This window comes from Enterobacter sp. QK-SA4 (genome assembly GCF_056856775.1).
Window position 1 is genome coordinate 2496110 of record NZ_JBXFXH010000007.1, and the last position, 22780, is coordinate 2518889.

The 22780-nt window shown below is 55.4% G+C and carries 30 protein-coding genes; 13 read left to right on the plus strand and 17 right to left on the minus strand.

Features of this window, described 5'->3' with window-relative positions:
* Positions 1 to 198 precede the first annotated feature (198 nt).
* The 3 genes from AC1VYI_RS13355 to AC1VYI_RS13365 all read left to right on the plus strand — a co-directional run bounded on the left by AC1VYI_RS13355 (position 199) and on the right by AC1VYI_RS13365 (position 2890).
* The gene (locus AC1VYI_RS13355) at positions 199 to 690 is read left to right on the plus strand and encodes an Hcp family type VI secretion system effector (protein ID WP_134866304.1); all 492 of its coding nucleotides are present in this window, start codon (positions 199 to 201) and stop codon (positions 688 to 690) included.
* A gap of 173 nt (positions 691 to 863) precedes the next feature.
* On the plus strand, positions 864 to 1838 hold the full coding sequence (locus tag AC1VYI_RS13360) for a DUF1852 domain-containing protein (protein ID WP_059445547.1): 975 nt from the start codon (positions 864 to 866) through the stop codon (positions 1836 to 1838).
* Between the two features lie 23 nt (positions 1839 to 1861).
* Positions 1862 to 2890 (plus strand): methionine synthase, encoded by a 1029-nt coding sequence (locus AC1VYI_RS13365; protein ID WP_023311627.1) that lies wholly within the window; start codon positions 1862 to 1864, stop codon positions 2888 to 2890.
* 4 nt (positions 2891 to 2894) lie between these two features.
* Here AC1VYI_RS13365 and AC1VYI_RS13370 read toward each other — a convergent pair whose 3' ends face one another.
* Positions 2895 to 3827, minus strand: coding sequence for a LysR family transcriptional regulator (locus tag AC1VYI_RS13370; RefSeq protein ID WP_134866306.1), 933 nt, complete (start codon positions 3825 to 3827; stop codon positions 2895 to 2897).
* Positions 3828 to 3922: 95 nt separating this feature from the next.
* Here AC1VYI_RS13370 and AC1VYI_RS13375 point away from each other — a divergent pair, with 95 nt between their 5' ends.
* A complete protein-coding gene (locus AC1VYI_RS13375; RefSeq protein ID WP_023311625.1) occupies positions 3923 to 4357 on the plus strand; it encodes a DMT family transporter in 435 nt (144 codons plus the stop codon).
* A gap of 4 nt (positions 4358 to 4361) precedes the next feature.
* Positions 4362 to 4817 carry a DMT family transporter gene (locus AC1VYI_RS13380; RefSeq protein WP_134866308.1) on the plus strand — a complete coding sequence of 152 codons (456 nt, stop codon included), beginning with the start codon at positions 4362 to 4364 and terminating at the stop codon, positions 4815 to 4817.
* Between the two features lie 108 nt (positions 4818 to 4925).
* On the opposite strand, the gene AC1VYI_RS13385 is transcribed toward AC1VYI_RS13380, so the two are convergent.
* From AC1VYI_RS13385 to AC1VYI_RS13420, 8 genes are read right to left on the minus strand one after another with little or no spacing between them, the layout of a single operon-like run.
* Positions 4926 to 5453 (minus strand): DUF3833 domain-containing protein, encoded by a 528-nt coding sequence (locus tag AC1VYI_RS13385; protein WP_063408889.1) that lies wholly within the window; start codon positions 5451 to 5453, stop codon positions 4926 to 4928.
* Positions 5450 to 5974, minus strand: coding sequence for a hypothetical protein (locus AC1VYI_RS13390; RefSeq protein ID WP_134866311.1), 525 nt, complete (start codon positions 5972 to 5974; stop codon positions 5450 to 5452). Before AC1VYI_RS13390 ends, AC1VYI_RS13385 begins: the two co-directional genes overlap by 4 nt.
* Complete coding sequence (locus tag AC1VYI_RS13395) at positions 5971 to 6456, minus strand: DUF2878 domain-containing protein (protein ID WP_059445553.1); 486 nt, start codon at positions 6454 to 6456, stop codon at positions 5971 to 5973. The genes AC1VYI_RS13390 and AC1VYI_RS13395 overlap by 4 nt, the downstream gene beginning before the upstream one ends.
* The gene (locus tag AC1VYI_RS13400) at positions 6453 to 7673 is read right to left on the minus strand and encodes an SAM-dependent methyltransferase (protein WP_134866313.1); all 1221 of its coding nucleotides are present in this window, start codon (positions 7671 to 7673) and stop codon (positions 6453 to 6455) included. Before AC1VYI_RS13400 ends, AC1VYI_RS13395 begins: the two co-directional genes overlap by 4 nt.
* Complete coding sequence (locus AC1VYI_RS13405; RefSeq protein ID WP_134866315.1) at positions 7670 to 8392, minus strand: DUF1365 domain-containing protein; 723 nt, start codon at positions 8390 to 8392, stop codon at positions 7670 to 7672. The genes AC1VYI_RS13400 and AC1VYI_RS13405 overlap by 4 nt, the downstream gene beginning before the upstream one ends.
* Position 8393: 1 nt before the next feature.
* Complete coding sequence (locus tag AC1VYI_RS13410; protein ID WP_059445556.1) at positions 8394 to 9653, minus strand: NAD(P)/FAD-dependent oxidoreductase; 1260 nt, start codon at positions 9651 to 9653, stop codon at positions 8394 to 8396.
* Positions 9650 to 10369 (minus strand): SDR family NAD(P)-dependent oxidoreductase, encoded by a 720-nt coding sequence (locus tag AC1VYI_RS13415; protein ID WP_059445557.1) that lies wholly within the window; start codon positions 10367 to 10369, stop codon positions 9650 to 9652. The genes AC1VYI_RS13410 and AC1VYI_RS13415 overlap by 4 nt, the downstream gene beginning before the upstream one ends.
* Positions 10366 to 10800 carry a nuclear transport factor 2 family protein gene (locus tag AC1VYI_RS13420; RefSeq protein WP_063408882.1) on the minus strand — a complete coding sequence of 145 codons (435 nt, stop codon included), beginning with the start codon at positions 10798 to 10800 and terminating at the stop codon, positions 10366 to 10368. Before AC1VYI_RS13420 ends, AC1VYI_RS13415 begins: the two co-directional genes overlap by 4 nt.
* Positions 10801 to 11056: 256 nt before the next feature.
* Here AC1VYI_RS13420 and AC1VYI_RS13425 point away from each other — a divergent pair, with 256 nt between their 5' ends.
* The gene (locus AC1VYI_RS13425) at positions 11057 to 11254 is read left to right on the plus strand and encodes a hypothetical protein (protein ID WP_023311615.1); all 198 of its coding nucleotides are present in this window, start codon (positions 11057 to 11059) and stop codon (positions 11252 to 11254) included.
* 1 nt (position 11255) lies between these two features.
* Entirely contained in the window at positions 11256 to 12044 is a 789-nt protein-coding gene (locus AC1VYI_RS13430; RefSeq protein WP_126328463.1) for a hypothetical protein, read from the plus strand.
* On the opposite strand, the gene AC1VYI_RS13435 is transcribed toward AC1VYI_RS13430, so the two are convergent.
* Positions 12025 to 12537, minus strand: a complete 513-nt coding sequence (locus AC1VYI_RS13435) for a GNAT family N-acetyltransferase (RefSeq protein ID WP_045399086.1) — start codon at positions 12535 to 12537, stop codon at positions 12025 to 12027. The genes AC1VYI_RS13430 and AC1VYI_RS13435 overlap by 20 nt on opposite strands.
* 18 nt (positions 12538 to 12555) lie before the next feature.
* Positions 12556 to 12960: a VOC family protein gene (locus AC1VYI_RS13440; RefSeq protein ID WP_063408880.1), complete on the minus strand. Its 405-nt coding sequence runs from the start codon at positions 12958 to 12960 to the stop codon at positions 12556 to 12558.
* Positions 12961 to 13169: 209 nt separating this feature from the next.
* On the opposite strand from AC1VYI_RS13440, the gene AC1VYI_RS13445 reads away from it, so the two are divergent.
* On the plus strand, positions 13170 to 13712 hold the full coding sequence (locus AC1VYI_RS13445; protein WP_134867378.1) for a histidine phosphatase family protein: 543 nt from the start codon (positions 13170 to 13172) through the stop codon (positions 13710 to 13712).
* A gap of 43 nt (positions 13713 to 13755) precedes the next feature.
* Here the strand turns inward: AC1VYI_RS13445 and AC1VYI_RS13450 are convergent, their stop codons facing one another.
* From AC1VYI_RS13450 to AC1VYI_RS13460, 3 genes are all read right to left on the minus strand, one after another.
* On the minus strand, positions 13756 to 14586 hold the full coding sequence (locus AC1VYI_RS13450) for an oxidoreductase (RefSeq protein WP_063439959.1): 831 nt from the start codon (positions 14584 to 14586) through the stop codon (positions 13756 to 13758).
* A gap of 116 nt (positions 14587 to 14702) precedes the next feature.
* On the minus strand, positions 14703 to 15710 hold the full coding sequence (locus AC1VYI_RS13455) for an AraC family transcriptional regulator (protein WP_134866317.1): 1008 nt from the start codon (positions 15708 to 15710) through the stop codon (positions 14703 to 14705).
* 82 nt (positions 15711 to 15792) lie between these two features.
* Positions 15793 to 16377 (minus strand): TetR/AcrR family transcriptional regulator, encoded by a 585-nt coding sequence (locus AC1VYI_RS13460; protein WP_134866320.1) that lies wholly within the window; start codon positions 16375 to 16377, stop codon positions 15793 to 15795.
* Between the two features lie 103 nt (positions 16378 to 16480).
* Between AC1VYI_RS13460 and AC1VYI_RS13465 the strand changes: the two genes are divergently transcribed.
* A complete protein-coding gene (locus AC1VYI_RS13465; protein ID WP_134866322.1) occupies positions 16481 to 16948 on the plus strand; it encodes a nuclear transport factor 2 family protein in 468 nt (155 codons plus the stop codon).
* A gap of 39 nt (positions 16949 to 16987) precedes the next feature.
* Here AC1VYI_RS13465 and AC1VYI_RS13470 read toward each other — a convergent pair whose 3' ends face one another.
* Positions 16988 to 17527, minus strand: a complete 540-nt coding sequence (locus AC1VYI_RS13470) for an ester cyclase (protein WP_063408877.1) — start codon at positions 17525 to 17527, stop codon at positions 16988 to 16990.
* 64 nt (positions 17528 to 17591) lie between these two features.
* Complete coding sequence (locus tag AC1VYI_RS13475; RefSeq protein ID WP_134866324.1) at positions 17592 to 19178, minus strand: SDR family oxidoreductase; 1587 nt, start codon at positions 19176 to 19178, stop codon at positions 17592 to 17594.
* A 99-nt stretch (positions 19179 to 19277) separates the two neighbouring features.
* Here AC1VYI_RS13475 and AC1VYI_RS13480 point away from each other — a divergent pair, with 99 nt between their 5' ends.
* Together AC1VYI_RS13480 and AC1VYI_RS13485 are read left to right on the plus strand one after the other, a co-directional pair.
* The gene (locus AC1VYI_RS13480) at positions 19278 to 20189 is read left to right on the plus strand and encodes a LysR family transcriptional regulator (protein WP_134866326.1); all 912 of its coding nucleotides are present in this window, start codon (positions 19278 to 19280) and stop codon (positions 20187 to 20189) included.
* 113 nt (positions 20190 to 20302) lie between these two features.
* On the plus strand, positions 20303 to 20617 hold the full coding sequence (locus AC1VYI_RS13485; RefSeq protein WP_134866328.1) for a PTS sugar transporter subunit IIB: 315 nt from the start codon (positions 20303 to 20305) through the stop codon (positions 20615 to 20617).
* Positions 20618 to 20661: 44 nt separating this feature from the next.
* Here AC1VYI_RS13485 and AC1VYI_RS13490 read toward each other — a convergent pair whose 3' ends face one another.
* Positions 20662 to 21030, minus strand: a complete 369-nt coding sequence (locus AC1VYI_RS13490; RefSeq protein ID WP_023311602.1) for a MerR family transcriptional regulator — start codon at positions 21028 to 21030, stop codon at positions 20662 to 20664.
* 96 nt (positions 21031 to 21126) lie between these two features.
* On the opposite strand from AC1VYI_RS13490, the gene AC1VYI_RS13495 reads away from it, so the two are divergent.
* The gene (locus AC1VYI_RS13495; RefSeq protein ID WP_226483766.1) at positions 21127 to 21921 is read left to right on the plus strand and encodes an SDR family NAD(P)-dependent oxidoreductase; all 795 of its coding nucleotides are present in this window, start codon (positions 21127 to 21129) and stop codon (positions 21919 to 21921) included.
* Between the two features lie 208 nt (positions 21922 to 22129).
* Entirely contained in the window at positions 22130 to 22744 is a 615-nt protein-coding gene (locus AC1VYI_RS13500; protein WP_482881742.1) for a TetR/AcrR family transcriptional regulator, read from the plus strand.
* Positions 22745 to 22780: the final 36 nt, after the last annotated feature.

The following is a 22780-nucleotide window of genomic DNA, read 5'->3' on the forward strand; positions in this document are numbered from 1 at the left end:
GGCCGCATATTGGGACCCGCTGAACGCTATCTTGATCATGACGTGGCCTCATCTATATGTGATTTTATTTATGGCGACGTGAATGCTGAAACAATATATGACACATATACCAATATCGATATTTTAATTGTACTGACCCTCGCCACGGTTATTTATCGCTTAACAACACTGCTACTCAAGAAAATAAGGAAATAAAGAATGCCAATTCCTCCCTACATGTGGCTAAAAGACGATGGTGGAGCAGATATTAAAGGTTCCGTTGATGTTCAGGACCGTGAAGGTAGCATTGAGATCATAGGGCTGAGTCATGGCCTAAACCTACCGGTAGACAGCGCTAACGGCAAGATCACCGGCACGCGTCAACACTCATCCATGCGGATTGAAAAGGAAGTTGATATCTCCACGCCCTATCTCTATAAAGCAGCATCTACCGGTCAGGCGCTTAAAAGCGCTGAAATAAAGTTCTATCATATCAATGATGCCGGACAGGAAGTCTGTTATTACACCGTCTTGATGGAGAACGTAAAGGTTACGGGTGTTAACTGCAGCGTGCCGAACGTGAAGATCGCTGCCAACAATAAAATGAACCATGTTGAAAGCGTAAGTCTGCAGTACGAAAAAATCACCTGGCGCATTGTCGACGGCAACATCATGCACAGTGACGCCTGGAACGAACGTCCTACAGCATAACGCTAAGGGGCGCGATGCCCCTTACTCTTCCTATCCTGGCATGTGCGCAACACTGTTCATGAACTTCGCTCATGTTGCATTGAAATTAAGTCACTTCCCCTGCGCCGCGGGCTCAGGCATAAATTATGCATTGGTAACTTCTTAGCAACATGAACTTAGGATGCATAACCACAATGAGCAAAGCTTTCACATATACCCTTAAGCGCAGTTGCTTCGATGAGAATTACAACCCGTCAGAAAATACGCGTACGACCACCAACTTTGCCAACCTGGCGCGCGGGGAAAAGCGTCAGGAAAACCTGCGCAATACGCTGGTGATGATCAACAACCGCTTTAACGCCCTGGCGCGCTGGGATAACCCAAACGCCGATCGTTACGCGGTTGAGCTGGAAATTATCTCTGTCGATTTGAACATTGGCGCGGAAAAACCGTTCCCGGCCATTGAGATTCTGCAAACCACCATTGTCGACAAGAAAAACAACCAGCGTATCCCTGGCATCGTCGGAAATAACTTCTCTTCTTACGTGCGGGATTATGATTTCAGCGTGCGCCTGCTGGAACACAACAAGAACCAGCAGCACTTCAGCATTCCGGAAAAGTTTGGCGAACTGCACGGCAATATTTTCCGCCACTTTGTGAATTCGCCGGAATACAAAGAGAACTTCAGCAAGGGTCCGGTGATCTGCCTGAGCGTCTCCAGCAAAGATACGTATCGCCGCACCGGTAATCAGCACCCCGTGCTGGGCGTGGAGTATCAGCCGGATGGCGAGTCGCTGACGGAACAGTACTTCGCGAAGATGGGCCTGAAGGTTCGCTATTTCATGCCGGAAAACAGCGTGGCGCCGTTCGCGTTCTTCTTTACCGGGGATTTGCTGAGTGACTACACCGATCTGGAGCTGATTGCCACCATCAGCACGATGGAGACGTTCCAGAAAATCTATCGCCCGGAAATTTATAACGCAAACTCGGCGGCGGGACTGTGCTACCGACCGGATCTGAACCAGCAGGATCACTCCTTAACCAAAATTGTTTATGACCGGGAAGAGCGTAGCCGACTGGCGATTGAACAGGGTCGCTTTACCGAAGAATACTTCATTAAGCCTTACCAACACATTCTTGAGCAGTGGTCTGATAACTACACGCTTTAATTCATCAAAAAAGGTCTTTTATTATGAAAACATTGCTCCCGACTTCAACGGCTGGCAGCCTGCCTAAGCCGACCTGGCTTGCACAACCTGAAACGCTGTGGTCACCCTGGAAATTACAGGATCAGGAACTCCTGGCGGGTAAACAGGACGCGCTGCGCCTGTCCCTGGATGAGCAGATCCGCGCGGGTATCGATATCGTCAGCGACGGAGAACAGACCCGCCAGCACTTCGTCACCACCTTTATTGAACACCTGAGCGGCGTGGATTTTGAAAATCGCCAGACGGTGCGCATTCGTAACCGCTACGACGCCAGCGTGCCGACCGTGGTTTCTGCCGTTGCGCGTCAGAAACCGGTATTCGTGGACGATGCGAAATACCTGCGTCAGCTCACGGACAAGCCGATCAAATGGGCCCTGCCCGGGCCGATGACCATGATCGACACCCTTTACGACGCCCACTATAAAAGCCGCGAAAAGCTGGCCTGGGAATTCGCCAAAATCCTCAATCAGGAAGCGCGTGAGTTAGAGGCCGCAGGCGTGGATATTATCCAGTTTGATGAACCGGCATTTAACGTCTTTTTTGACGAGGTGAACGACTGGGGTATCGCCGCGCTGGAGCGCGCCATTGAAGGGCTGAAGTGCGAAACCGCGGTACATATCTGCTACGGCTACGGCATCAAAGCCAATACCGACTGGAAAAAAACGCTCGGCTCAGAGTGGCGCCAGTACGAAGAGGCCTTCCCTAAGCTGCAGACCTCGAATATCGACATCATCTCACTGGAGTGCCACAACTCCCGCGTGCCGATGGATCTGCTGGAGCTGATCCGCGGTAAAAAGGTGATGGTCGGCGCGATTGATGTGGCAACCAACGCCGTTGAAACACCGGAGGAAGTCGCCGATACGCTGCGTAAAGCGCTGCAGTTCGTCGATGCCGACAAGCTTTACCCGTCAACCAACTGCGGCATGGCCCCGCTTTCACGCCAGGTGGCTAACGGCAAGCTGAAAGCACTCAGCGCCGGCGCAGAGATTATCCGCAAGGAGCTCGGCGCGTAATCCCTTACGTTTGCCAGTAGAGCGGCGTGCCGAAAAACGCCACGTAATAATCTATCACCGCCCTGACGTTCAGGGGCGGATGACGTGCGTTAGGATAGATCGCCGCAATATTAAGTTGCTCCGTGTTGATGGCGCACGCCATTTCCGGCATAAGGGCGACCAGCTCCCCCCGCTTCAGCCTGTCGCCAATCAGCCAGTCCGGAAACAGGACGATCCCCATCCCACCCAGCGCGGCAATGAGCAGCGACTCCGCATTATTGGACGTCATCAGCGGCGCGACGGGATAATGCACCCAATTCTCCCCTTTGCGACGCACGAGCCAGCGGTTAGGCCCGGACGAACCGCGATAGACCAGACATTTGTGCTGGCTCAGTTCGGTCGGGTCGGCCGGAATGCCGTGTTGACGCAGATACGCGGGCGACGCGGCGAGGTGGTAGCGCTGCTGCCCAAAAACACGGGCGTGGAACGTCGAATCCGTCAGCGTGCCGATGCGGAAAATGAGATCGGCGGCGTCCCGGTGCGGGTCGATAAAGTCATCGGTCAGCGTTAGCTCTATGGTTAACCGTGGATAACGCTCGGCCAGACCAGCCATGCCGGGCGCAACGTGTCTCTGTCCAAAAAATACCGGCCCATTTATGCGAACCGTGCCGGAGGGTTCGGTCGAACGTTCGTCCAGCTCCCGACGCGCCTCTTCGAAGTTATCGACCATCGCCCGGGCATAGCGGATAAACAGATGCCCGCTTTCCGTGGGGATCACCGCCCGGGTATTGCGATAGAACAGCTGCTGGCCGAGCGCGTCCTCAAGCTGATGAACAATGCGCGACACCTGCGAGGCAGAAATTCCTTCTCGTCGCGCGACGACGGAAAAGTTCTGCGTTTCATAGACGGCAATAAACAGCAGCAGTGAGCGAAGGTTCATGCTTCCGGCATCTGACATTAATGCATTTCCTGCAAAGGTGTTTCCTGCATTATGGCATTTTTCTCACGGGTCTACCGACGTAATCTTCTTCGCCTGAAAACGGAGGATGCGTAATGCAGTTTATTTTGATTTTACTGGTGATTGCCGGCGGGATGGGCCTCTCCGTCGAGGCGGGGCTGCTGGGGCCATTAGGGGGAGAAGTGGGCGATTTATGGGCGACGTTCAGCATTTTTGGCGTCGGCGCCGCGCTGACGTTTCTGCTGATGCTGTTTTTCAGCCCGCGTAACAGCCCGTCGTTTTTCGCCCAGCCCGGCTGGCAGCTGCTCGGCGGCGTGCTTGGCCCTGTTTACGTGGTCATTCTGACGATCGCCACGCCGACCATCGGCATCGCTCTGACGATGATTGGCATTCTGGCTGGTCAGGTTTTTAAAAGCCTGATCATTGACCACTTTGGCCTGCTGGGTACGCCGCACAGGAAGATAAACGCAAAACGTATCGTGGCGCTGGTTTTTATTATTGCGGCACTGGTTCTGGTCGCACAGGGGTGATGATATGACGCTGATAATGATTCTTCTGGCCGTCTGCGGCGGCGCAACGCTGAGCATTCAGGCCGCGATTAACGGGCAGCTCGGCAGCAGCGTGGGCGTTTTCAAAAGCGCGTTTCTGACATTTTCCGTCGGCGCGCTGGTGACCGCCCTGCTCATTTTCTTCTTTGAGCCTAAGCAGGCGGTCACGCTGCTGGACGTGCCGAAATGGCAGCTCCTCGGGGCGATGTTCGGCGTGCCTTACATTGTGATCATGGTCCTGGCGGTGCAGCGCATCGGTACCGCCGTCGCCACGGTGGCGGTGATATTCGGCCAGCTCGCCATGAGTATGTTGATTGATAACTTTGGCTGGCTGGGCAATGCGGCCATTCCCTTTTCGATGAGCCGTCTGGGGGCGGTTGTTTGCCTGGGGATTGCTCTGGCCTTTATATATTCGGGAAGCAAATCCCGCGCCGGAAGCTAAAAAATATTGAGGAACATAAAGTGTACGGAATGACCACAGCCGCCCTATGTTCCCCTCACCCTAACCCTCTCCCCATAGGGGCGAGGGGATAGTTCACTGCTAACATCATCACTCTTTACGGGTAAAGAACAGCGTCACCGTGGCGACGGTGACGCCCAGCTTCTTCATCTCGGTTTTATTAAACAGATGCGTCTCATCCTGCAGGTACATCCAGTCGTCGAAGTTCAGTAGCCAGGTGCTGCCGTTGGCCTTCACGTTCATGCTGTAATGCCAGTTAAAGGCGTTGCCTGCGGACTGTCCCGTGGCAACCCCTTCAATATCCCCTGCCGTACCCTCGTAGCGATCGTTCCCCACGCGGCGAATATGCCAGACCCGCTGCTGCTTCTCGCCGTCGTCGTAAACGAAGTGCTCGTTGAGCGTCAGCGTATCGCCGATAACGTCCCCGGCAATCTCAACGTGAAAGCGGCGGATCTGCTTGCCGCTGCGATCCTGCACCATCCCCCACGCTTCGGTTTTGCCCTGGAAGTAGTGGAAGATATCAAGCCGCGGCTCCTGCTGGCGATACTCGGCCACTTCAGTGCTACAGCCCGCCAGCAGCATCGTGAATGCCAGCGCCATCATCAGGATACGTTTCATTTTTGGCCTCCGATTAACTGCTGACGCAGCTCAGGATATTGCGTGCGGGGATCGAGCCAGATGGCCAGAAAACGGGTGCTGAACGCTTCTGACTGGGGTGGTCCGAGTGGAATAAAAGATGTTTGCGCCGCTGACGCGCGATACCAGAACTGTCCCTGCTTATCGTTGAGGACAAACGCCAGCTGTGAGCCCGGGCGGACATCCGGCCAAAGGGACTGGAGCATCCGCAGCCAGGCTTCGCTTCGGGGTTCCCGCTGCAGAATCCCCTGCGCCTGCCACTGGTCGCGGGTCGCCTCAACCAGATCATCGCGATCGATGTCCCGCGCATAGGTAATAATCAGCGCCTGATCCTGATTATCCCGACCGTAACGCCCGTCCGGGGTGCGCAGCTGAGAGGTATAGACCGTGAACGGACCCCAGGTGAGCGTGGCGTCGCCCACCTTACGCCAGGCAAGCCAGTCGGCGGCCTGGGCAACCGGAACAACCAGCGTCAGCCAAAGCAGCAAAACCATAGATCTCATTTTTGTCTCCCCATCAGCAGGTGGAAAAACAGCATCAACACCAGCCAGCCCGGCGCCATCCAGCTCACGACGATAAAGGTCGGCTCCAGAAATGTGATGGCTCCCAGCCGCTCGCCAATCAGGTACGCCACCGGCCCGCCCACGGCGGCCAGCAGGGTCAGCAGCCAGCCGGGTAGCGTGGTGGTGCGCGTCAGCTGCGTCCAGACGGTGGCGAACATCAGCCACAGTGCCACCATCCAGAGCGGCATCAGGGAGTTGCTCGTGAAGGCAATCAGCCCCGTCAGCGCCCAGAGCGTATCCAGCAGGCTGCCCGCCGCCGCCAGACCAATGGCGTAAAAACGGTATACAGGCGGCAACAGCAGGCACGCCAGGATCGCCAGAGCGATCCAGATAATCAGGCCCTGTTCGCGAAAGAGCACCACCAGCGCCCAGTAGAGATCGAACGCGACGGCCAGCAGGAAGACCTGAATATGACGTCTCATACGCGCTCGGCGGTCAGCTGCACCACGCTGATGGTGCGGGCGTTAAACCCGGCTTCGCAGTAGCCAAAATAGTACAGCCACATGCGGCGGAAACGTTCATCGAAGCCGAGCTTTTCAATCTCCTGCCAGGCGTGGACAAAGCGCTGCCGCCAGTGGGCCAGCGTGCGGGCGTAGTCCGGCCCCATGTCGAAGAGATTGCGCACCACGAAATCGGTGTGGCGCGTCATCAGCTCGTTCATCGCGGTAATGCTCGGCAGGAAGCCGCCGGGAAAAATGTAGCGCTGGATAAAATCGACGCTTTTGCTGTAGTCGCGATAGCGCTGGTCCTGAATGGTAATGGCCTGAATCGCCATCCGCCCTCCGGGGCGCAGCCGCGCCTGACAGGTCCGGAAGAACGTGGGCAGATAGCGTTGCCCGACGGCTTCAATCATCTCTATTGAGACCAGCTTGTCGTACTGTCCGGTGAGGTCGCGATAGTCGCAGAGCAGTACCTCAACGCGATCCTGCAACCCGGCGCGGGCGATCCGCTCGGTCGCCCAGCTATATTGCTCCTGCGACAGCGTGGTGGTGGTCACCCGACAGCCGTAATGACGGGCCGCGTATTCCGCCATCGCGCCCCAGCCGGTGCCAATTTCCAGCAGGTGGTCACCCGGGTTTAGCGCCAGCTGGTCACACAGGCGCGCCATTTTGGCCCGCTGAGCCGCCGTGAGATCCTGCTCGTCAGCCGTAAACAGCGCGCTGGAATAGAGCAGCTCTTGATCCAGAAAATGGGCATAAAAGGTATTGCCCAGATCGTAATGGGCGGCAATATTTTCGCGCGCCTGCGCGCGGGAGTTACGCCGCGTCCAGTGACGTATCCGCTCCAGCGGCCTGCCGAGCAGACGGAAGCCGTTTTCCAGACGACCAAGCACCTCGCCGTTGAGCGCGAGCAGCTCCAGAAGCGGCGTCAGGTTCGCGGTTTCCCATTCGCCATCCATCCAGGCCTCTGCCGCAGCAAGGCTCCCGCCCGTTAACACGCGCCAGTAGACGCCGGGAGAAAGAATTTGCACATCCGCATGCAGCGCGGAGGATGACTCACCAAAATGGAAGGTCTGCGCCCCTTCACGCAGGGTGAGCGAGCCGCCGCGAATGCCGCTTAGCAGACGAAACAGCAGCCAGCGCGCGACGCGGACGTTGCGCGGGATATCGGGTTCTAACGCAAAGACGGGATCGGTCATGAGCGTTCACTCCTGCTGACGGGATGGTTATACAGCGGCACGCGCTTGAGCCACAGGCGCAGCGCCTGCCAGTAAATGGCAAAAACAGTTTTCAGGGTCATAAGCGGGACGCGAACCAAAAGCGAACGCAGCGCCGGGCGCGTCAAAGGCTCCCGGCGCAGGGCCAGCGTGGCGTCAAAGACCTTCGCTTCCTGATGATTTTCAATGTGCATATGTAGCGTGTTGTCCGGGTCGTTAAAGCGCCAGTGGTAGATCATGTCCATCGGGTTAAAGGGGGATACGTGAAACGCTTTTTCCGTCGGCTGCGCATCCTGTCCGTTAACGGCATAGTAATGACGTTCATTCCACGGCGTGTTGCGAACCTCCGCCAGCACCCAGCGCAGCGTCTCCTTCCCGTCGTAGCAGTAGTAAAAGTTGACCGGATTGAAATGAAAGCCGAAATAGCGCAGCTGCGTCAGGAGCATGATCCGCCCGTCCGGACGTTCCCCGATCAGGCTCTCCAGCCTGCTCAGCACGTTTTCTTTGAGCGGCGTACCGAGCGGGTAGTCCGCATCGTGAAACGAAGCGGCGGCAAAGCGATTGCGCCGCACGCCGACGGACGAGAGCTGCGGCAGTTCATCGAGATCCAGCCAGGCCATAAAGACGCTGTAACTGAATTCGTGGGTTTTCGGCTGAAGGCGGCGGTGGCGTAACACGCCGTGGTAGAGGCAGCTGTTCATCTCAGTTCCCCTCTCCGGCCGCTATCGCGTTGACCACGTCCAGCGCGCTGCGCACGCCATCTTCATGAAAACCATTGTACCAGTAAGCCCCGCAGTACCAGCTCCGGTTGTGACCGTTGATCTCGCCGCGCCGCGCCTGCGCCCGCCAGCTTTGCGGGTTAAACAGCGGATGTTCATAGACAAAGCGTTGCACAACGAAGCGTTCATCTACAGGCGCGTCCGGGTTGAGGGTAACGCAGAACAGCGGACTGCCCGCAGGCAGCCCCTGCAGGATGTTCATGTTGTAGGTGACGCAGGCGCTGGCCTGTTCCTCCGCGCTCAGGCGGTAGTTCCAGCTGGCCCACGCGCGCTGCCGCACCGGCAGCCAGCGCGGATCGCTGTGTAAAACGACCTCGTTGCGCTGCCAGCCGATATCGCCCAGCACCTCGCGCTCTGCGGGCGTCGGGTCATCAAGCATCGCCAGAGCGCTGGCGGAGTGGCAGGCAAAAATCACCCGATCGAAGGTATGGCTGCCGTTTTCAAGCTGAAGCGTAACCCCGTGCTCGTGGCGGCTCACCCGCTGCACCGGTGAATTGAGATGCAGATTCAGACGGTCGCCCAGCTTGTCGAGCATGGCGCGGATATACTCCCGCGAACCGCCCGGCACCACGTACCACTGCGGGCGATGGGTGATATCCAGCAGCCCGTGGTTCTGGAAGAAACGTAAGAAAAGCGGCAGCGGGAAACGTTTCATCTCCTGCAGCGACGAGGACCAGATGGCGGCCCCCATCGGCAGAATATAGTGGCGCGCAAAAAACGGCGTGAAGCCGTGCTGTTCCAGAAACGTTTGCAGCGTGGCGTTCGGATCCACCTCCCCGTCCAGCGCCTGTTTTGCCAGGCGGTTAAAGCGTACGATCTCGCCCAGCAGCCGCCAGAATGCCGGATTCACCAGGTTTCGGCGCTGGGCAAACAGCGACGTCAGGGTGTGACCGTTGTACTCCAGCCCCGTCGCCGGGTTGTGCACCGAAAAGCTCATCTGCGTTTTTTGCCCGCTGATGCCCAGCTCGCTGAGCAGACCCATAAAGCGCGGATAGGTGCGATCGTTGTAGACGATAAACCCGGTATCAATCGCGTATGTACCCTGTGGCGTTGAGACGTCAACCGTTGCGGTATGGCCGCCGGGCGTGGCGCCCGCTTCAAACAGGGTCACCTGATGGTGCCCGGCCAGGCGCCAGGCGCAGGTTAGCCCGGCGATGCCGCTGCCGATAATTGCGATGTTCATGAACGCACCATCCTGCGCAGCAGCGCGCGCTGAAGAAATGCCGGTAACCCGGAGAGCGCACGCAAAATAAAGCCGAACCCGGCGGGGAACGCGATATGCATTTTCTCTGCCGCCAGTCCGGTACGGATCGCCTTGACCGCCTCGTCAACGCTCACCCTGCCCGGCATGGCAAAATCGTTTTTGCGCGTCAGCGGCGTATCAACAAAGCCGGGAGAAACCACCGTGACGGCAATACCTTTGGGCTCCCAGTCCAGGCGCAGACTCTCGGCGAACCAGCTCAGGGCCGCTTTGGACGCGCCGTATGCCTCTGCCCGTGGAAAAGGCAGCCAGTGGGCCATGGAACTCACCAGCACCACGCGGTTGCCAGCAGTCAGCTGGGGCTGCAGCGCGTCAAGACAGTTCACCGGGCCGAGGAAATTTGTCGCCATAACCCGCTCCACCAGCGCCGCATCCACCACGCCCCCATCGAGATATTCGCAGGTGCCGGCGCAGAGAATAATCAGATCGGCATAGCAGCCGGTCAGCGCCTGGCGGCAGGCGTCCCTGTCGGTCATATCGAACAGGCGAACGGTGAGATTGGGGCAGATCTGGCGCAGCGCGTCGAGGCGCGCCGGATCGCGACCACAGGCAATCACATGGTAGCCGTCAGCGGCAAAGGATTTCGCCAGCCCGGCGCCAATTCCCGAGCTTGCACCGGTAATCAGCACCGTCTTCATGATTTGACCCTCCGCTTCACACCGCGTACCGCCCAGCCAAGCAGAGGAAGATGTTCGTAGATCATCTCTCCCGCATCGTAATAGTCCCGCTGACGCGTGATGAGATCGTTTTCCGTGTCCACCACCGAGCATCCCGGCAGTTCGAGCGGCTCTCCCCCGGCAATGCGCGGATGCGACCAGTGCATTACCCAGGTCACAGCAAACCGGTTCCCGCTGCACAGCGGCGTATCGATGGTAAAACGGCAATGCTCGACGTTGGCCAGCAGATGGGTGAAATAGCGCTGAAGCGCGAAAATCCCGTCATGCTCGCCAAACGGATCGATAAGCGTGGCATTCGAATGGTAAAGCCCCACCAGCGCGGACGGCGGCTGGCTATCCAGTGCGGCGTAGTACTCAACAAACCGACTCACGACAGAGGGCAAAGTGCTCATGGGTCACATCCTGGCTGTAAACAACGTGGCGTAATCGCATAATTAAAACTTACACAATTAATGTTATTTGTCCAAGTTTGTGGTGATTTATTTTTTATTTTAGATATATATCAATGATTTAAAAACATACAAAAGAGTGAATTCTGTAGACCGGGTAAGGCGTAACCGCCACCCGGCTTTAACTTTCAGGATATCCTTAAGGCAAACTCGCCGGTCTTCTTCCAGGCTTATCCTTTTTATTCATAAGGATGCCCGCATGAAACGTTTCTTTCTCTCCCTTTTCTCCAGCCCGGAATCCTTACTGCAGGTGATGAGCCAGCAGGAAATCATTGAAGCCGTCGAAGATGGCGATCGCATCATTATCGACCAGGACGGGAACGCCTCGGTGAACTACAAAAGCAACGAGGTGCGGCAGGATTTTCTGCGTCACGTCAACATGCTGAAGAGGGCCTGATATGGGAACGGCGATATTTATGGTGCTGATGGTATGCGGGTACTGGTACACCAGCCGCGACCTGTCGACCCGCTTTAAAATCAAGCGCTCCTTTGGCTGGGACGTCTATTTTCTTGTGGCGCTGTACGGCTGTATTTTTGTTCTGCAGGGCGTGATTGCCACCGGTCTGCTCTGGTTGCTCCTGCTCGCCCTTTCTGCGGCCAACAACGCTTTTCACTTTGCCTCTCCGAAATATACCGACTGGCAAATCGACTTTATGAACTGGAGCTTTTTAGGCATTCAGGCGCCGGTGGTCGTGATGCTGGCGTTTGCCATCCTGTTTTGCCTCTACCGCTCTAACTGGGCAGGCAGCGCCAGGCTGGACGGCGAAAGCCGGAAAAAGCTCTACAAACGTCTGGCGCAGTCGAGCGGTATTGAACAGCTGCTGTATCAGTGTATGGAGCAAGGCGAACTGGCGCAGGTCACGCTGCGGTCGAGGAGGATTTACGTCGGCATGATCCACACCGCGACGCTGGAATATGAAAAAACGGCCAATATCGTGCTGATCCCGATGTTAAGCGGGTACAGAGACGCGAAGACGATGAACTTTCGCATCGAGAATAACTACAGCAGGTGGTATGCGGAGCATGACATCACGCTCGACTCCGAACCCCGCAGCGCCATGTCATTCCGGAAGGTGATTTTACTCAATCAGATTGAGAGCCTCTCGCTGTTCGATCCCGCCAGCGCCAGCGCGCTATCGCTGGCACAACGCGACGAAAGCTCTCGCCCTAAAGAGACATCCCCATAATTCTGAGAATGCTCTGCTGTGAAGCGGTTTCGAAAAGGACGTTATTAACGCAGAGCATGCCCTGCTTCTGGTAGAACCGGTACGCTCCCGCATTCTGCTCAAGCACTTCCAGCCAGAGATAGTCTTTCCCCCTGCTCCGGGCCATGTCGGTGATGCTGTTGAACATCACCTGGCCATAGTTCTTGCCGGTCTCGGCGGGATCGAGGTAGAGCTTGTTGAGGAGAACCCCCTTCTTGTCCGTTTCCGGGAGCAGGGCTTCCCAGGTCACTTTCATGAATCCCACTGGCCGATCGGTCTCGGCAACATACCAGGAAACAGCGTTCTCTTTCAGACTCTGTTCAAGTACGGAAAGCGCGTATTCGCCGTCGAGAAAATCCTTCATCTCTGCGTCTGACACCCACAGATGCTGAAAATGGGCGGGATAGATTCGGTATCCCAGCTCGCTTAAAAGCGTTGAATCGGCCCCGGAGGCCTGGCGAATTCGAAGAGTCATGGAAAGTCTCCCTGGTAATCACCCGCGTTGGGCATGTTGAAAGAGGTCCCAGCGGTTGCCATAAATATCTTCAAACACCACCACCGTACCGTACTCTTCCTCACGAGGTTCTTCGCAGAAATGAACGCCTTTGTCTTTCATGGCACGGTAATCGCGCCAAAAATCGTCCGTCTGAAGGAAGAGGAAAACTCTGCCGCCGCATTGATTGCCGATAAAGCTTTCCTGCCTCTCGTTAGAGGCGCGAGCCAGCAAAATATTGCAGTCGCTTTCCGGGTTGGGTGAGACGACCACCCAGCGTTTACCCGGTTGAGGCGTATCTTCTACAAGGGTAAAACCCAGCTTATCCGTGTAGTATTCAATGGCACGATCGTAGTCATCAACCACAATAGCCACGCAGCCAAGGCATCGCTTCTGTGTTCTCATTTTTCGTTTCCTTTAGCCTAAATGGTTATGCTCAGCGCATTCCCACAGAATACGCGCGCATGAAAATATTTCACAGACTGATAAGTCTGTTAAGTCCGCCCCAGGTTCAGACACACCAAAACGGGTGGGTGAAAAACCTCATCCGATCGCGCTACTCTGCCTCTGATGAAGGGATGATGGGTGATAAAAAACATATGGAAATTATTTTGATGCGGCATGGAGAACCTCAGCACAGAGGTGAGCCAAAAGTGTCGTGCAGGGAAATGGCGGAGTGGATCGAGAGCTATAACCGCTCTTCAACGGGCAGCGATAGACCTTTTGAAATGGCTCAAATCCTCGCGTACCGCGCGCTCACGTTTCTCAGCAGCCCTCTCCCGCGAGCCCTCTCATCGTTGAGAACGCTGGGGTGTGAACCGGGCTTAATTGATGAGGTTTTTCGGGAAGCGGAACTGCCGGTATTTCGTATCCCAGGGTTACGGTTATCACCTTTTTACTGGGCGGCGCTGTTTCGCGTTCTTTGGCTCTGCGGCCTGTCTGGCGAAGCAGAGTGCGTAAGCGTCGTAAAAAAACGTGCCGCTAAGGCGGCTGAGATCCTCGTGACGGCGGCTAAGGGCTCCGATGGCCCCGTCTTGCTCATGGGGCATGGGCTCATCAACCGGTTTATTGCAAAGGAACTGATCGCATCAGGCTGGAAAGAACAGACTCGTACGGGTAAGGGGTACTGGGGAGCGGGTGTTTACAGCGTTGTGTAGCGGCACATGCGGAGCCGAGGGTTTTTAATCCTCGGCGCTCGGGTCATCGGGTCTGGCTAAGAATAATGCGATCGAACAGACGGTCACCCAACCAGACGCGCATGCCGATGAGCATCCTGGCATACTTGCCGGCTGCATAGCGCGTACGCGGATGCGGGCTTTTAACGGCGCGGGCAACCACGTCCGCAATCACCTTCGGGTCGCTGCCTCTGCCATTTCCATAAGCATTTTTGACCGAGTTAGCCACGTTCGCTACCAGATGACCGTAAGGGCCACTTGCTGAACGTTTTACAAAATTGCCGCTGACCACATCACCAAAGCCAGTCTCGATTAAACCCGGTTCAACAATCACAACCTTAATGCCAAATTCAGCCACTTCAAGACGCAGACAGTCAGACCATCCTTCGAGCGCATGTTTCGTTGCGTGGTACCAGGCTCCCAGAGGGGTGTAAATCTTCCCTCCTATCGAAGTGATGTTGATAATGTAGCCACTGCGTCTGGCGCGCATGGCCGGGAGCAGCAGCTGCGTAAGGCGGGCTGCGCCAAACACGTTAACCTCAAACTGATAGCGAGCTTCATCAATACCGATCTCTTCTATCGGTCCATAAAGCCCAAAACCCGCATTGTTGACCAGTACGTCAACCCCACCCGTCTGCGACACGATGGTATCCACTGCAGCCAAAATGTCTTCATCACGTGAGATATCCATCCGCAGAGGGCGCGCGCCAAGCTGGGCGAGATCGTTCATTTTCTCAACGCTACGGGCAGCGGCATAAACCTGATAGCCATCCTGAATAAGACGACGGGCGATGACTTTGCCCATACCTGACGATGCACCGGTGACCAGCGCGGTTTTCTTGTCCTGAGTAAACATAAATACCTCGGTGAGTAGACTGTCGTTAGTTTGCCCTCCTTCGGCCCAACGTTAACTAGCGCATCGCGCCACATGACTCGCAAATTGCGCCATCAGAGCGATAAATACGCCTGTGTTTACTCAAGACGCATGGCCATCCTGGCCGCTTCAGGGGTCTGGCCCGTCCAGGCCATAAATGCGCGATAGAATGAGTTAGGATCTTCGAACCCCAGCAAAAATGCGATCTCATACCCGGACAGGCGCGTATTGAGAAGATAATGACGGGCCAGGTGTTCACGACAGGCGTTGACGAGGTTACGAAAATTATCCCCTTCCTGCTCAAGCCTGCGCTGGAGCGTGCGTTTGCTCATTCCCAGGCGCTCCGCCGCTTTTTCAATTGTCGCTTCGTTACCGGGAATAAGTTCCAGGAGTACCGAACGCACGCGCTCGGCGGTCGAGGCCGTGTCATTTAACTGACCGAGACGACGCTGCAGTTCCGGTTCAAATACCTGCCACATCCCCTCATTTACCGTTAAAAAGGGCCGAAGCGCATCAGCTGCGGAAAAGCTGATGGCGGGCTGTTCTCCGTATTGCACGTCAGTACCAAAGAAACAAGAAAAGTGGCTGTTCTGAACCGCTGAGGGTAGCGCAGAAACGCAGATCCGTAAGGGGTTAACCCGTTCGCGGCTTCCCAGCCGCAGAAGCTTGAGCAGGAAACCCAACTCTGCCACCTGCAGAAACACCGGGAGATCCGTCGCAAAAAGCCAGCGCGGTGAAACGGTAAGGTTGCCGTTTTGGTCGACCGTTGTCTCCAGAACCATGGGGGCAATAAGCTGTTTATATCTGGCCAGACGCTGGACAGCCTGCATCATATTGCTACTACAGAGTGCGGCAAAAAGTGGCGGATCAAATATATCCGCAGAGATCGATTCAATAAGTGGTACGGGAAAGGCGGGATCGTTCGTTTCGGCCTCCAGCGCGTTCCAGAAGCGGATGTATTCATCCGTATCGAGTCCGCGCGTTTTTTGCAAAAAGAGATCGTCAGGTAATCCTGCCCTGCGGAGAATGCGTTCTGGCTCAAGCCCCGCGTCTTTCAGCAGCGTTTTCCAGCTTATATCGAGGGCGAAAGTACGGTTATAGGCCATTTGCTCATTCCCGGTGTGAAGGTTATTCAACGCTAAGTGTTGTTGCGTTGTGGACGTTTGTCAGTCGTCACAGGTGTAAACATTATTTGCCCACTGATAACGCTGCGGCTAATGCCCTCTTCAACGAAGTGACGACATCATCCGTATCCATGCCCATCTGTGCATGAATAATTGCGCCGTCAATGAGCAGCATGATTTCATTGACGACGCGCTCATCTGCACTCTTCGTCAGCAAGGCAATAATTTTCTTTGTTTCTGACTTATGACTGCGGCATATCTCTTTTATTTCGCTTTCAATATCTTCCGATTTCGCCTCTGCGCTGGCGTTAATAAACGCACAGCCGTGGAACTCGGGCGAAATAAACCATTCGTAAAGCGTTTCAGATATCGCATCAGCAGGTATTTCGTCTTCATCGAGATGTCGACGCAGCGTGGATTCAAACCAGTTAATCCATATTTCATGCCGATAGCGCAAATAGGCGAGAATAAGCAAGCTCTTACTCGGAAAATGGCGATAGAAAGTCACCTTGGTCACTTTAGACGCTTTAATCAGCGTATCCACCCCCGTCGCCCTGAAGCCCGTGGAATAAAACAGATCGTGCGCCGTGAGTAATATTTTATCACTGACGCTGATTTTTGTATCGTTGCCTGCGGGTTCTGTTTTCACTTTTGGGTAGCCTCAAAAAGAATGTTGACAGCGTTATTTTACAGGCATAGATTAGCGCAAGTAGACAGACCTGTCTACATAATATAACGCTGAGGTAATCGCAATGAACACACGTCCTCCTTTACCGCCCTTCACACGTGAAAGCGCCATCGAAAAAGTCAGACTGGCAGAAGATGGCTGGAACAGCCGCGACCCGGCGAAAGTCGCGCTTGCCTATACGCTGGATACCCAATGGCGTAACCGCGCAGAGTTCGCCACCAACCGTGAAGAAGCCCAGGCGTTTCTGGAGCGGAAATGGAAAAAAGAGCTGGACTATCGTCTGATTAAAGAGCTCTGGGCATTTACTGAGTACCGGATCGCGGTGCGCTATGCCTATGAATGGCATGATGATTCCGGCAACTGGTTCCGCTCTTACGGCAATGAAAACTGGGAGTTTGAGCCGGACGGACTGATGAAGCGCCGCTTTGCCTGCGTAAACGATATGCCGATCAAAGCTTCTGAACGGCTGTTCCACTGGCCGCTGGGCAGACGCCCGGACGATCATCCGTCGCTGAGCGATCTTGGCTTATAGGATATTCGCATCACTCCGGGCCGCCCCGGAGTGATGACCTTACAGCGCGCCCAGCTGTTTCATCAGCGTCAGGTTGTCCTCAATATGCCAGTTAGCTACGATCTTACCGTCACCAATTTCATAAATATCCGTGGCGATGAAATCTATTTTCTGCCCCTGTCCTTTCAGCTTGCCAAAGGTTCCGGTGAAGGTGCCGTGAAAATGTAAATGCGAAACCACGCGATCGCCTGAAATAATCATCTGCTCAACGTCACATCTTAAATCAGGCACGGCTGCGCGAAACGCACGGGAAGCTAAAATAGCGCCTTCCGGCCCCTGCTTACGCCCTTCCGGAGGCGTTTTATCAATAAAGCCTGCCGCCAGGGCATTACGCGCCAGGGTTTCATTACCCGTGTTCCAGAATGAAGCATATTCTCTGGCGACGGCTTCATTCGCCTTTAATTTCGCCTGCGGCAGGCTGTTGTCCACAATTAGCTGCTTCGGCTGCAGCCATTCCCCCTGCGAGGAAATCGCATTGCCCGACAGACCTGCAAAAATAACCATCGCTACAGCCGAATGAAAATACGTCGTATATTTCATGATATCTCTCAATAGAGTATTACATTACCCGCAGTCGATTTCCTGCGGTTCAAATCAGAGAGGGTCAGTTAATTAACGCCCCGCCCTCAATATCAATGACCGCCCCCGTGACAAAGGGATTATCAATGGCGAAAAGATACCCTTGAGCGATGTCCTCCGCCCTTCCCCAGGCTTTGGCCGGCAGGGTTTCCGCCGCGCCAGCGAGCATTTTTTCCCGCGCGGCGGCATCCATGCCCGCGTACGCTTCCGTGTCGGTCAGCCCCGGACTCACGACGTTGACGCGCAGCGGTGAAAGCTCTTTCGCCAGCACTTTTGTCGCGGCCTCAATGGCGGCATTCATCGTCGTTTTAACAATGGCGCCCGCCACGGTGCGACGCGCCACGAACCCGCTGGTGAACGTCAGCGTACCGCGGGGGGCGATGTTCCCGCCGAGATAGCGGGCGACATTGATGCTTCCCCAGAATTTTGTATCAAAGGCCAGCCTTGCCGCGCGGAGATCCAGCCCGGAAAGAAGCCCTCCCGGAGCCTGTGAACCCGCCGTAACGACAATATTATTGACCTCACCCAGCGTTTCACCGAGTGCGACAAGCTCTGCCTCACGGCTGATATCCAGCACGAAGGTATGAACAGACGCGGCGTGGGCGCTCAGCCGGTGGGGTAAATCCGGGTTGGCAATAAACGGCCGTCCGAAGGCAATCAAATCGGCATAGCCGGAAGCAAGGATCTTTTCCGCTTTTTCAAGGTTATAGTTCCCCGCGACGATAAGGGTTCCGCTAAAGGTCTCGCGAAGCGATTGCCGGAACTGCTCAGGTACCTGCGGCGCATCGTCCCAGTCGGCTTCCGCCAGGTGGATGAACGCAATCCCTTTTTGTTCACACCAGGCCGCGAGAGCGAGTATGGCTTCAGTCACCTGCGGATCGTTCATCCCGCGCTGGGTAATAAACGGGGAAAGGCGAATGCCCGTACGCTCGCGGCCAATGGCCTCGGCAATGGCGCTTAGTACCTCCTGAGCAAAGCGGATCCGGTTCGCCAGCGTGCCGCCGTACTCGTCCGTGCGTTTGTTGGAGGTTTGACGCAGAAACTGGTCGATCAGATAGCCGTTTCCGCCGTGAACCTCCACGCCGTCGAACCCGGCCTGAACGGCATTCAGTGCCGCCTGACGATAGTCCGCGATGATGCTGTGAATGTCCTTGCGCGAGAGGGTTCTCGGCTGCGGGCAGTCAACCATTTGGCCTTCGCCCTTTTCGTTCACCACCCACACCTGCGCGTCCGGCGCCAGTGCTGACGGGGCGACGGGCTGACCATCCTGATGAAAGCTGGCGTGCGACATTCGCCCGACGTGCCAGAGCTGCGAAAAAATCACCCCGCCCGCCTGATGCACGGCGCCAGTGGTGAGCTGCCATCCTGAAACCTGCTCAGGCGAATGGATGCCGGGCGTCCATGAGTATCCCTGGCCCTGAGGCGAAATCTGGGTGGCTTCCGTGATAATTAATCCGGCGCTGGCCCGCTGCCGGTAATACTCCGCCATCAGCGCCGAGGGAATATTTCCCGGCTGTAGGGAGCGCGCGCGGGTCATCGGCGCCATAACGATACGGTTTTTCAGGTCCTGCTGACCCAGCCTGTAGCGTTCAAAAAGTGAGATACGTTGCATGTTTTCATCCCTTATGGTTTGGATGAAATCACTTTACAGGCGGCATCTGGTTTTGATAATTACGCTAAAAGCAGATGCACTTTTCGGAAAATATGAATAATGGGTAAACTCGAAGACATGGCGTTACTGGTGGAAGTTGCCGAGGCCGGGGGTCTTTCTGCCGCCGGGCGACGCCTGTCGCTTTCTCCCGCCACCATGACGGCCAGGCTGAAGGCGATTGAGGAGCGTTACCAGACGCGCCTGTTTCACCGCTCAACGCGATCGATCGCGCTGACCCGCGCCGGGGAAGAGTTTTACCATGCCGTGCTGCGCGTGCTGGAAGAAGTGCATCACGCCGAGTCGTTACTGGCGCAAAAGGAAGGCGTGCTCAGCGGCAACATTCGCCTTTCTGCGCCCTCGGACTTTGGCAGACAGTATCTTAGCCCCGCCGTCGTGGAATTCTCACGACGCCATCCCGACGTTAAATTTTTCATCTCGTTAAGAGAACACGTTGAGGACCTGGTCGCTAACCGGCTGGATATGAGCGTGCGTTTTGGCAACCTGCCGGACAGCAGCCTTGTCGTCAGAAACATCCGCCCGAACCATCGGGTGCTGGTCGCCTCCGGGGAGTATCTTAACGAACGCGGCATCCCCGCCACGTTTGCCGATTTAGCTCAGCACCGGTGCCTGGCGCTTGAGTCTCAGGGCGTGGTGATGAACGAATGGCGCTTTGAAAAAGATGGCGAGGAAAGCGTCGTTCGCGTAGAGCCAGCCATGGTGTGCGACGACGGGGCTTTACTTCGCCAGTGGGCACTCAGCGGAGCTGGCATCGCGGGGAAATCGTGGTGGGACGTCAAAGACGATGTTGAAACCGGAAGGCTCACGGTACTGTTTGCCGACAGCTTCACCGGCTTTAGCCGATACGATCGCAAAGATGTCGGCCTGCAGCTTGTTTACCCCCAGCGCAAACTGCAGCCGCTTCAGGTCACGGCTTTTAGCCAGTTTTTTCTCGACTGGCTAAAAAAGCAGTAAAATTAAATCGCGTCAGGCATCTGCGGTTAATTTCTCGCCAAAATAAGAGATGGCGCGCATTTCGCTGACAACCTCAGGACTACTCTGTGAGCGGTTTTCAGGAGGTACAAAATATGAAAAAGCTTCTGATCTGTTGTTTGTTTGGTAATACCGCAAACTCTCTCGCCAAAAAGATGCAGTCTCTGGCAGAACGCGAAGGCTATCCGCTGATGATTAGCGCTGTTGGGCTGGATAACTTCGCCAGCGTCGCTCCCGCTTTCGATGGTTTCCTCATCGCGCCGCACATTCAGTACAAACTCGATGAGATAAAAGAAACGGTGGGCAATACGCGTTCACTCGCCATTATTGAGAGCCTGCCCTATGCCTCTCTCGACGCGAGGAACGTATTGAATTTCGTGAAGGAACAGATGCCTGAACTGGCTGCCTGACAGATAAGGCCGCATCGGTTTTGCGGCCTCCTCTCACCCGGCGATCAAAACGTGTCGACGCAAGGCTGGCCGACCTTATTTAGGGCGTTTTTCAACCTGGCTCTGAGTTCAATTAACGCCGCTTCTTTCTCTTCAAGCTGCTGCAGCTTGCGGCGCAGAGAAGCCTGTTTTTGCTCAGCGGTAAATTTGTCGTCAACCCAGACAGCTAAAACCTCTGCAATTTCGGCTAAGGTAAAGCCCAGCATTTTGGCATGCTTGATCATGTTTAAACGCTGTAAATCGACGGCGGAATAAACTTTGTAGTTATTGCTGCGATTGGGCTGCGGGATATTCTCTAATAGCCCCTGTCGCTCATAGTAACGCACCGTCTCTTTCGACAATCCCGTTTTCGCACACAGTTCACCAATTCGCATCGCGTCGCCCTCACCCTGGAAAAATCACGCTTGACCGTGTACCTAAGTGCACGGTTTATCCTTTGCGGAATACATTAGGGAAACGGGATTAAAGATATGAATTCTTTTGATTATACAGGAAAAACAGCGCTGATTACCGGAGCATCTTCGGGCATAGGCCGTGATTTTGCCCGGCAGCTCGCCGCCCGCGGCGTGGCCTTGATCCTCGTCGCCCGCAGCGAGCCAAAGCTGCAGGCGCTTGCCGCAGAGTTGGTCAGAAAGCACGGCGTCTCCATCACGATTATCGTGCAGGATTTAGTGAAGCAGGAAGCCATTCCCCACATTGTGGAACGGCTTGAAACCTTAAGACGCGTCCCAGACATTCTGATTAATTGCGCCGGGTTCGCCACCTACGGGCCATTCGAAAAGCTGTCAATCGACAGGCAGCGTGATGAGATTAACGTAAACTGCATGGCCCCCGTGGAGCTGACTCACGCCCTGCTGCCGGGAATGCTGCAGCAAGGTTCCGGGGTGATTATTAACGTTGCCTCAACGGCCGCGATGCAACCGGATCCCTATATGGCGATTTATGGCGCAACCAAAGCCTTTCTGCTCTCGTTTTCGAACGCGCTGTGGGGAGAATATCTCTCCAGGGGCATCCGCGTCCTGGCGCTTTGCCCCGGCGCAACGGATACGGCCTTTTTTGATGTGGTGAATGCTGAGGAAGCCTCGGTAGGTAAACGAATGCCCGCTCACAAGGTGGTCACCCTGGCGTTGAAGGCCATGGAGAGTAACCGTAGCTACCTGATTACCGGATGCGGTAACTGGCTTCTGGGGCAGCTACACCGGTTCGTGACGCGCAGGCGTCTGGTGCTTATTGTTGAAAAAATATTGCGCCCGCGCTCGGCTTAAGCAAAAACAGCCCAGTTCAGCGCAAGGGAGTTGCGCTGAAATGCTCGCTTATCGCAGACAGATAGATGCCATAGTGCACGAAAAACAGTGATACACTTACCCCACCTGGTTGATCGTCCCGTCTGAACGTTTCATGATGAATGACGGTAACCAAATCTCAAAATGGTCACTCGTTGTTAATCGAAGCCCGTCACGCTAAGCTTAAATAATGACTAAAAATATGAATCCCCCATCAGCACGTGGTCCCCTTGGCCACGCTGTCAGAGAGCAAATCGTCGAAGCGGCTTTTGAGCACTTCGGTCACTACGGCTATGAAAAAACCACCGTCGCCGAACTGGCTAAATCTATTGGTTTTTCAAAGTCCTACATCTATAAGTTTTTCGATTCCAAACAGGCTATCGGCGAGGTGATCTGCGCTAACCGCCTGGAGCTGATCATGGCGGCAGTGCTTTCCGCCATCGAGGATGCGCCGTCAGCAAGCGAAAAATTACGCCGCCTTTTCAAAGCGCTCACCGAGGCAGGAAGCGAGCTGTTTTTCCACGACCGCAAGCTATACGACATCGCCGCCGTCGCCGCGCAGGAGCAGTGGCCGTCAACCCAAAAATACAGTGAAAGTCTGATGAAGCTGATCGAGAGCATCATTATCGAAGGCAGGCAGGCCGGCGAGTTTGAAAGAAAAACGCCGCTGGATGAGGTCACATTTGCCGTCTACATGGTGATGTGTCCTTACATTAACCCCGTTCAGCTGCAGTACAACCTCGAAATGGCCCCCACGGCAGCCGTGCTACTCTCTTCACTGATTTTAAGAAGCCTGGCCCCCTAATTTGTGACCATTGACAATTTTGGTCACTAGTCAGAG

Excerpts from the sequence above, each read along its gene's own strand:
- AC1VYI_RS13495 (WP_226483766.1), top strand. The coding sequence starts at position 21,127 with ATGAATTCTTTTGATTATACAGGAAAAACAGCGCTGATTACCGGAGCA.
- AC1VYI_RS13420 (WP_063408882.1), bottom strand. The coding sequence starts at position 10,800 with ATGAGCACTTTGCCCTCTGTCGTGAGTCGGTTTGTTGAGTACTACGCC.
- AC1VYI_RS13440 (WP_063408880.1), bottom strand. The coding sequence starts at position 12,960 with ATGAGAACACAGAAGCGATGCCTTGGCTGCGTGGCTATTGTGGTTGAT.
- AC1VYI_RS13475 (WP_134866324.1), bottom strand. The coding sequence starts at position 19,178 with ATGCAACGTATCTCACTTTTTGAACGCTACAGGCTGGGTCAGCAGGAC.
- AC1VYI_RS13400 (WP_134866313.1), bottom strand. The coding sequence starts at position 7,673 with ATGACCGATCCCGTCTTTGCGTTAGAACCCGATATCCCGCGCAACGTC.
- AC1VYI_RS13490 (WP_023311602.1), bottom strand. The coding sequence starts at position 21,030 with ATGCGAATTGGTGAACTGTGTGCGAAAACGGGATTGTCGAAAGAGACG.
- AC1VYI_RS13360 (WP_059445547.1), top strand. The coding sequence starts at position 864 with ATGAGCAAAGCTTTCACATATACCCTTAAGCGCAGTTGCTTCGATGAG.
- AC1VYI_RS13370 (WP_134866306.1), bottom strand. The coding sequence starts at position 3,827 with ATGTCAGATGCCGGAAGCATGAACCTTCGCTCACTGCTGCTGTTTATT.
- AC1VYI_RS13390 (WP_134866311.1), bottom strand. The coding sequence starts at position 5,974 with ATGAGATCTATGGTTTTGCTGCTTTGGCTGACGCTGGTTGTTCCGGTT.
- AC1VYI_RS13455 (WP_134866317.1), bottom strand. The coding sequence starts at position 15,710 with ATGGCCTATAACCGTACTTTCGCCCTCGATATAAGCTGGAAAACGCTG.
- AC1VYI_RS13395 (WP_059445553.1), bottom strand. The coding sequence starts at position 6,456 with ATGAGACGTCATATTCAGGTCTTCCTGCTGGCCGTCGCGTTCGATCTC.
- AC1VYI_RS13405 (WP_134866315.1), bottom strand. The coding sequence starts at position 8,392 with ATGAACAGCTGCCTCTACCACGGCGTGTTACGCCACCGCCGCCTTCAG.
- AC1VYI_RS13415 (WP_059445557.1), bottom strand. The coding sequence starts at position 10,369 with ATGAAGACGGTGCTGATTACCGGTGCAAGCTCGGGAATTGGCGCCGGG.
- AC1VYI_RS13380 (WP_134866308.1), top strand. The coding sequence starts at position 4,362 with ATGACGCTGATAATGATTCTTCTGGCCGTCTGCGGCGGCGCAACGCTG.
- AC1VYI_RS13480 (WP_134866326.1), top strand. The coding sequence starts at position 19,278 with ATGGGTAAACTCGAAGACATGGCGTTACTGGTGGAAGTTGCCGAGGCC.
- AC1VYI_RS13465 (WP_134866322.1), top strand. The coding sequence starts at position 16,481 with ATGAACACACGTCCTCCTTTACCGCCCTTCACACGTGAAAGCGCCATC.
- AC1VYI_RS13375 (WP_023311625.1), top strand. The coding sequence starts at position 3,923 with ATGCAGTTTATTTTGATTTTACTGGTGATTGCCGGCGGGATGGGCCTC.
- AC1VYI_RS13500 (WP_482881742.1), top strand. The coding sequence starts at position 22,130 with ATGACTAAAAATATGAATCCCCCATCAGCACGTGGTCCCCTTGGCCAC.
- AC1VYI_RS13445 (WP_134867378.1), top strand. The coding sequence starts at position 13,170 with ATGCGGCATGGAGAACCTCAGCACAGAGGTGAGCCAAAAGTGTCGTGC.
- AC1VYI_RS13430 (WP_126328463.1), top strand. The coding sequence starts at position 11,256 with ATGGGAACGGCGATATTTATGGTGCTGATGGTATGCGGGTACTGGTAC.
- AC1VYI_RS13450 (WP_063439959.1), bottom strand. The coding sequence starts at position 14,586 with ATGTTTACTCAGGACAAGAAAACCGCGCTGGTCACCGGTGCATCGTCA.
- AC1VYI_RS13425 (WP_023311615.1), top strand. The coding sequence starts at position 11,057 with ATGAAACGTTTCTTTCTCTCCCTTTTCTCCAGCCCGGAATCCTTACTG.
- AC1VYI_RS13485 (WP_134866328.1), top strand. The coding sequence starts at position 20,303 with ATGAAAAAGCTTCTGATCTGTTGTTTGTTTGGTAATACCGCAAACTCT.
- AC1VYI_RS13365 (WP_023311627.1), top strand. The coding sequence starts at position 1,862 with ATGAAAACATTGCTCCCGACTTCAACGGCTGGCAGCCTGCCTAAGCCG.
- AC1VYI_RS13410 (WP_059445556.1), bottom strand. The coding sequence starts at position 9,653 with ATGAACATCGCAATTATCGGCAGCGGCATCGCCGGGCTAACCTGCGCC.
- AC1VYI_RS13470 (WP_063408877.1), bottom strand. The coding sequence starts at position 17,527 with ATGAAATATACGACGTATTTTCATTCGGCTGTAGCGATGGTTATTTTT.
- AC1VYI_RS13355 (WP_134866304.1), top strand. The coding sequence starts at position 199 with ATGCCAATTCCTCCCTACATGTGGCTAAAAGACGATGGTGGAGCAGAT.
- AC1VYI_RS13435 (WP_045399086.1), bottom strand. The coding sequence starts at position 12,537 with ATGACTCTTCGAATTCGCCAGGCCTCCGGGGCCGATTCAACGCTTTTA.
- AC1VYI_RS13385 (WP_063408889.1), bottom strand. The coding sequence starts at position 5,453 with ATGAAACGTATCCTGATGATGGCGCTGGCATTCACGATGCTGCTGGCG.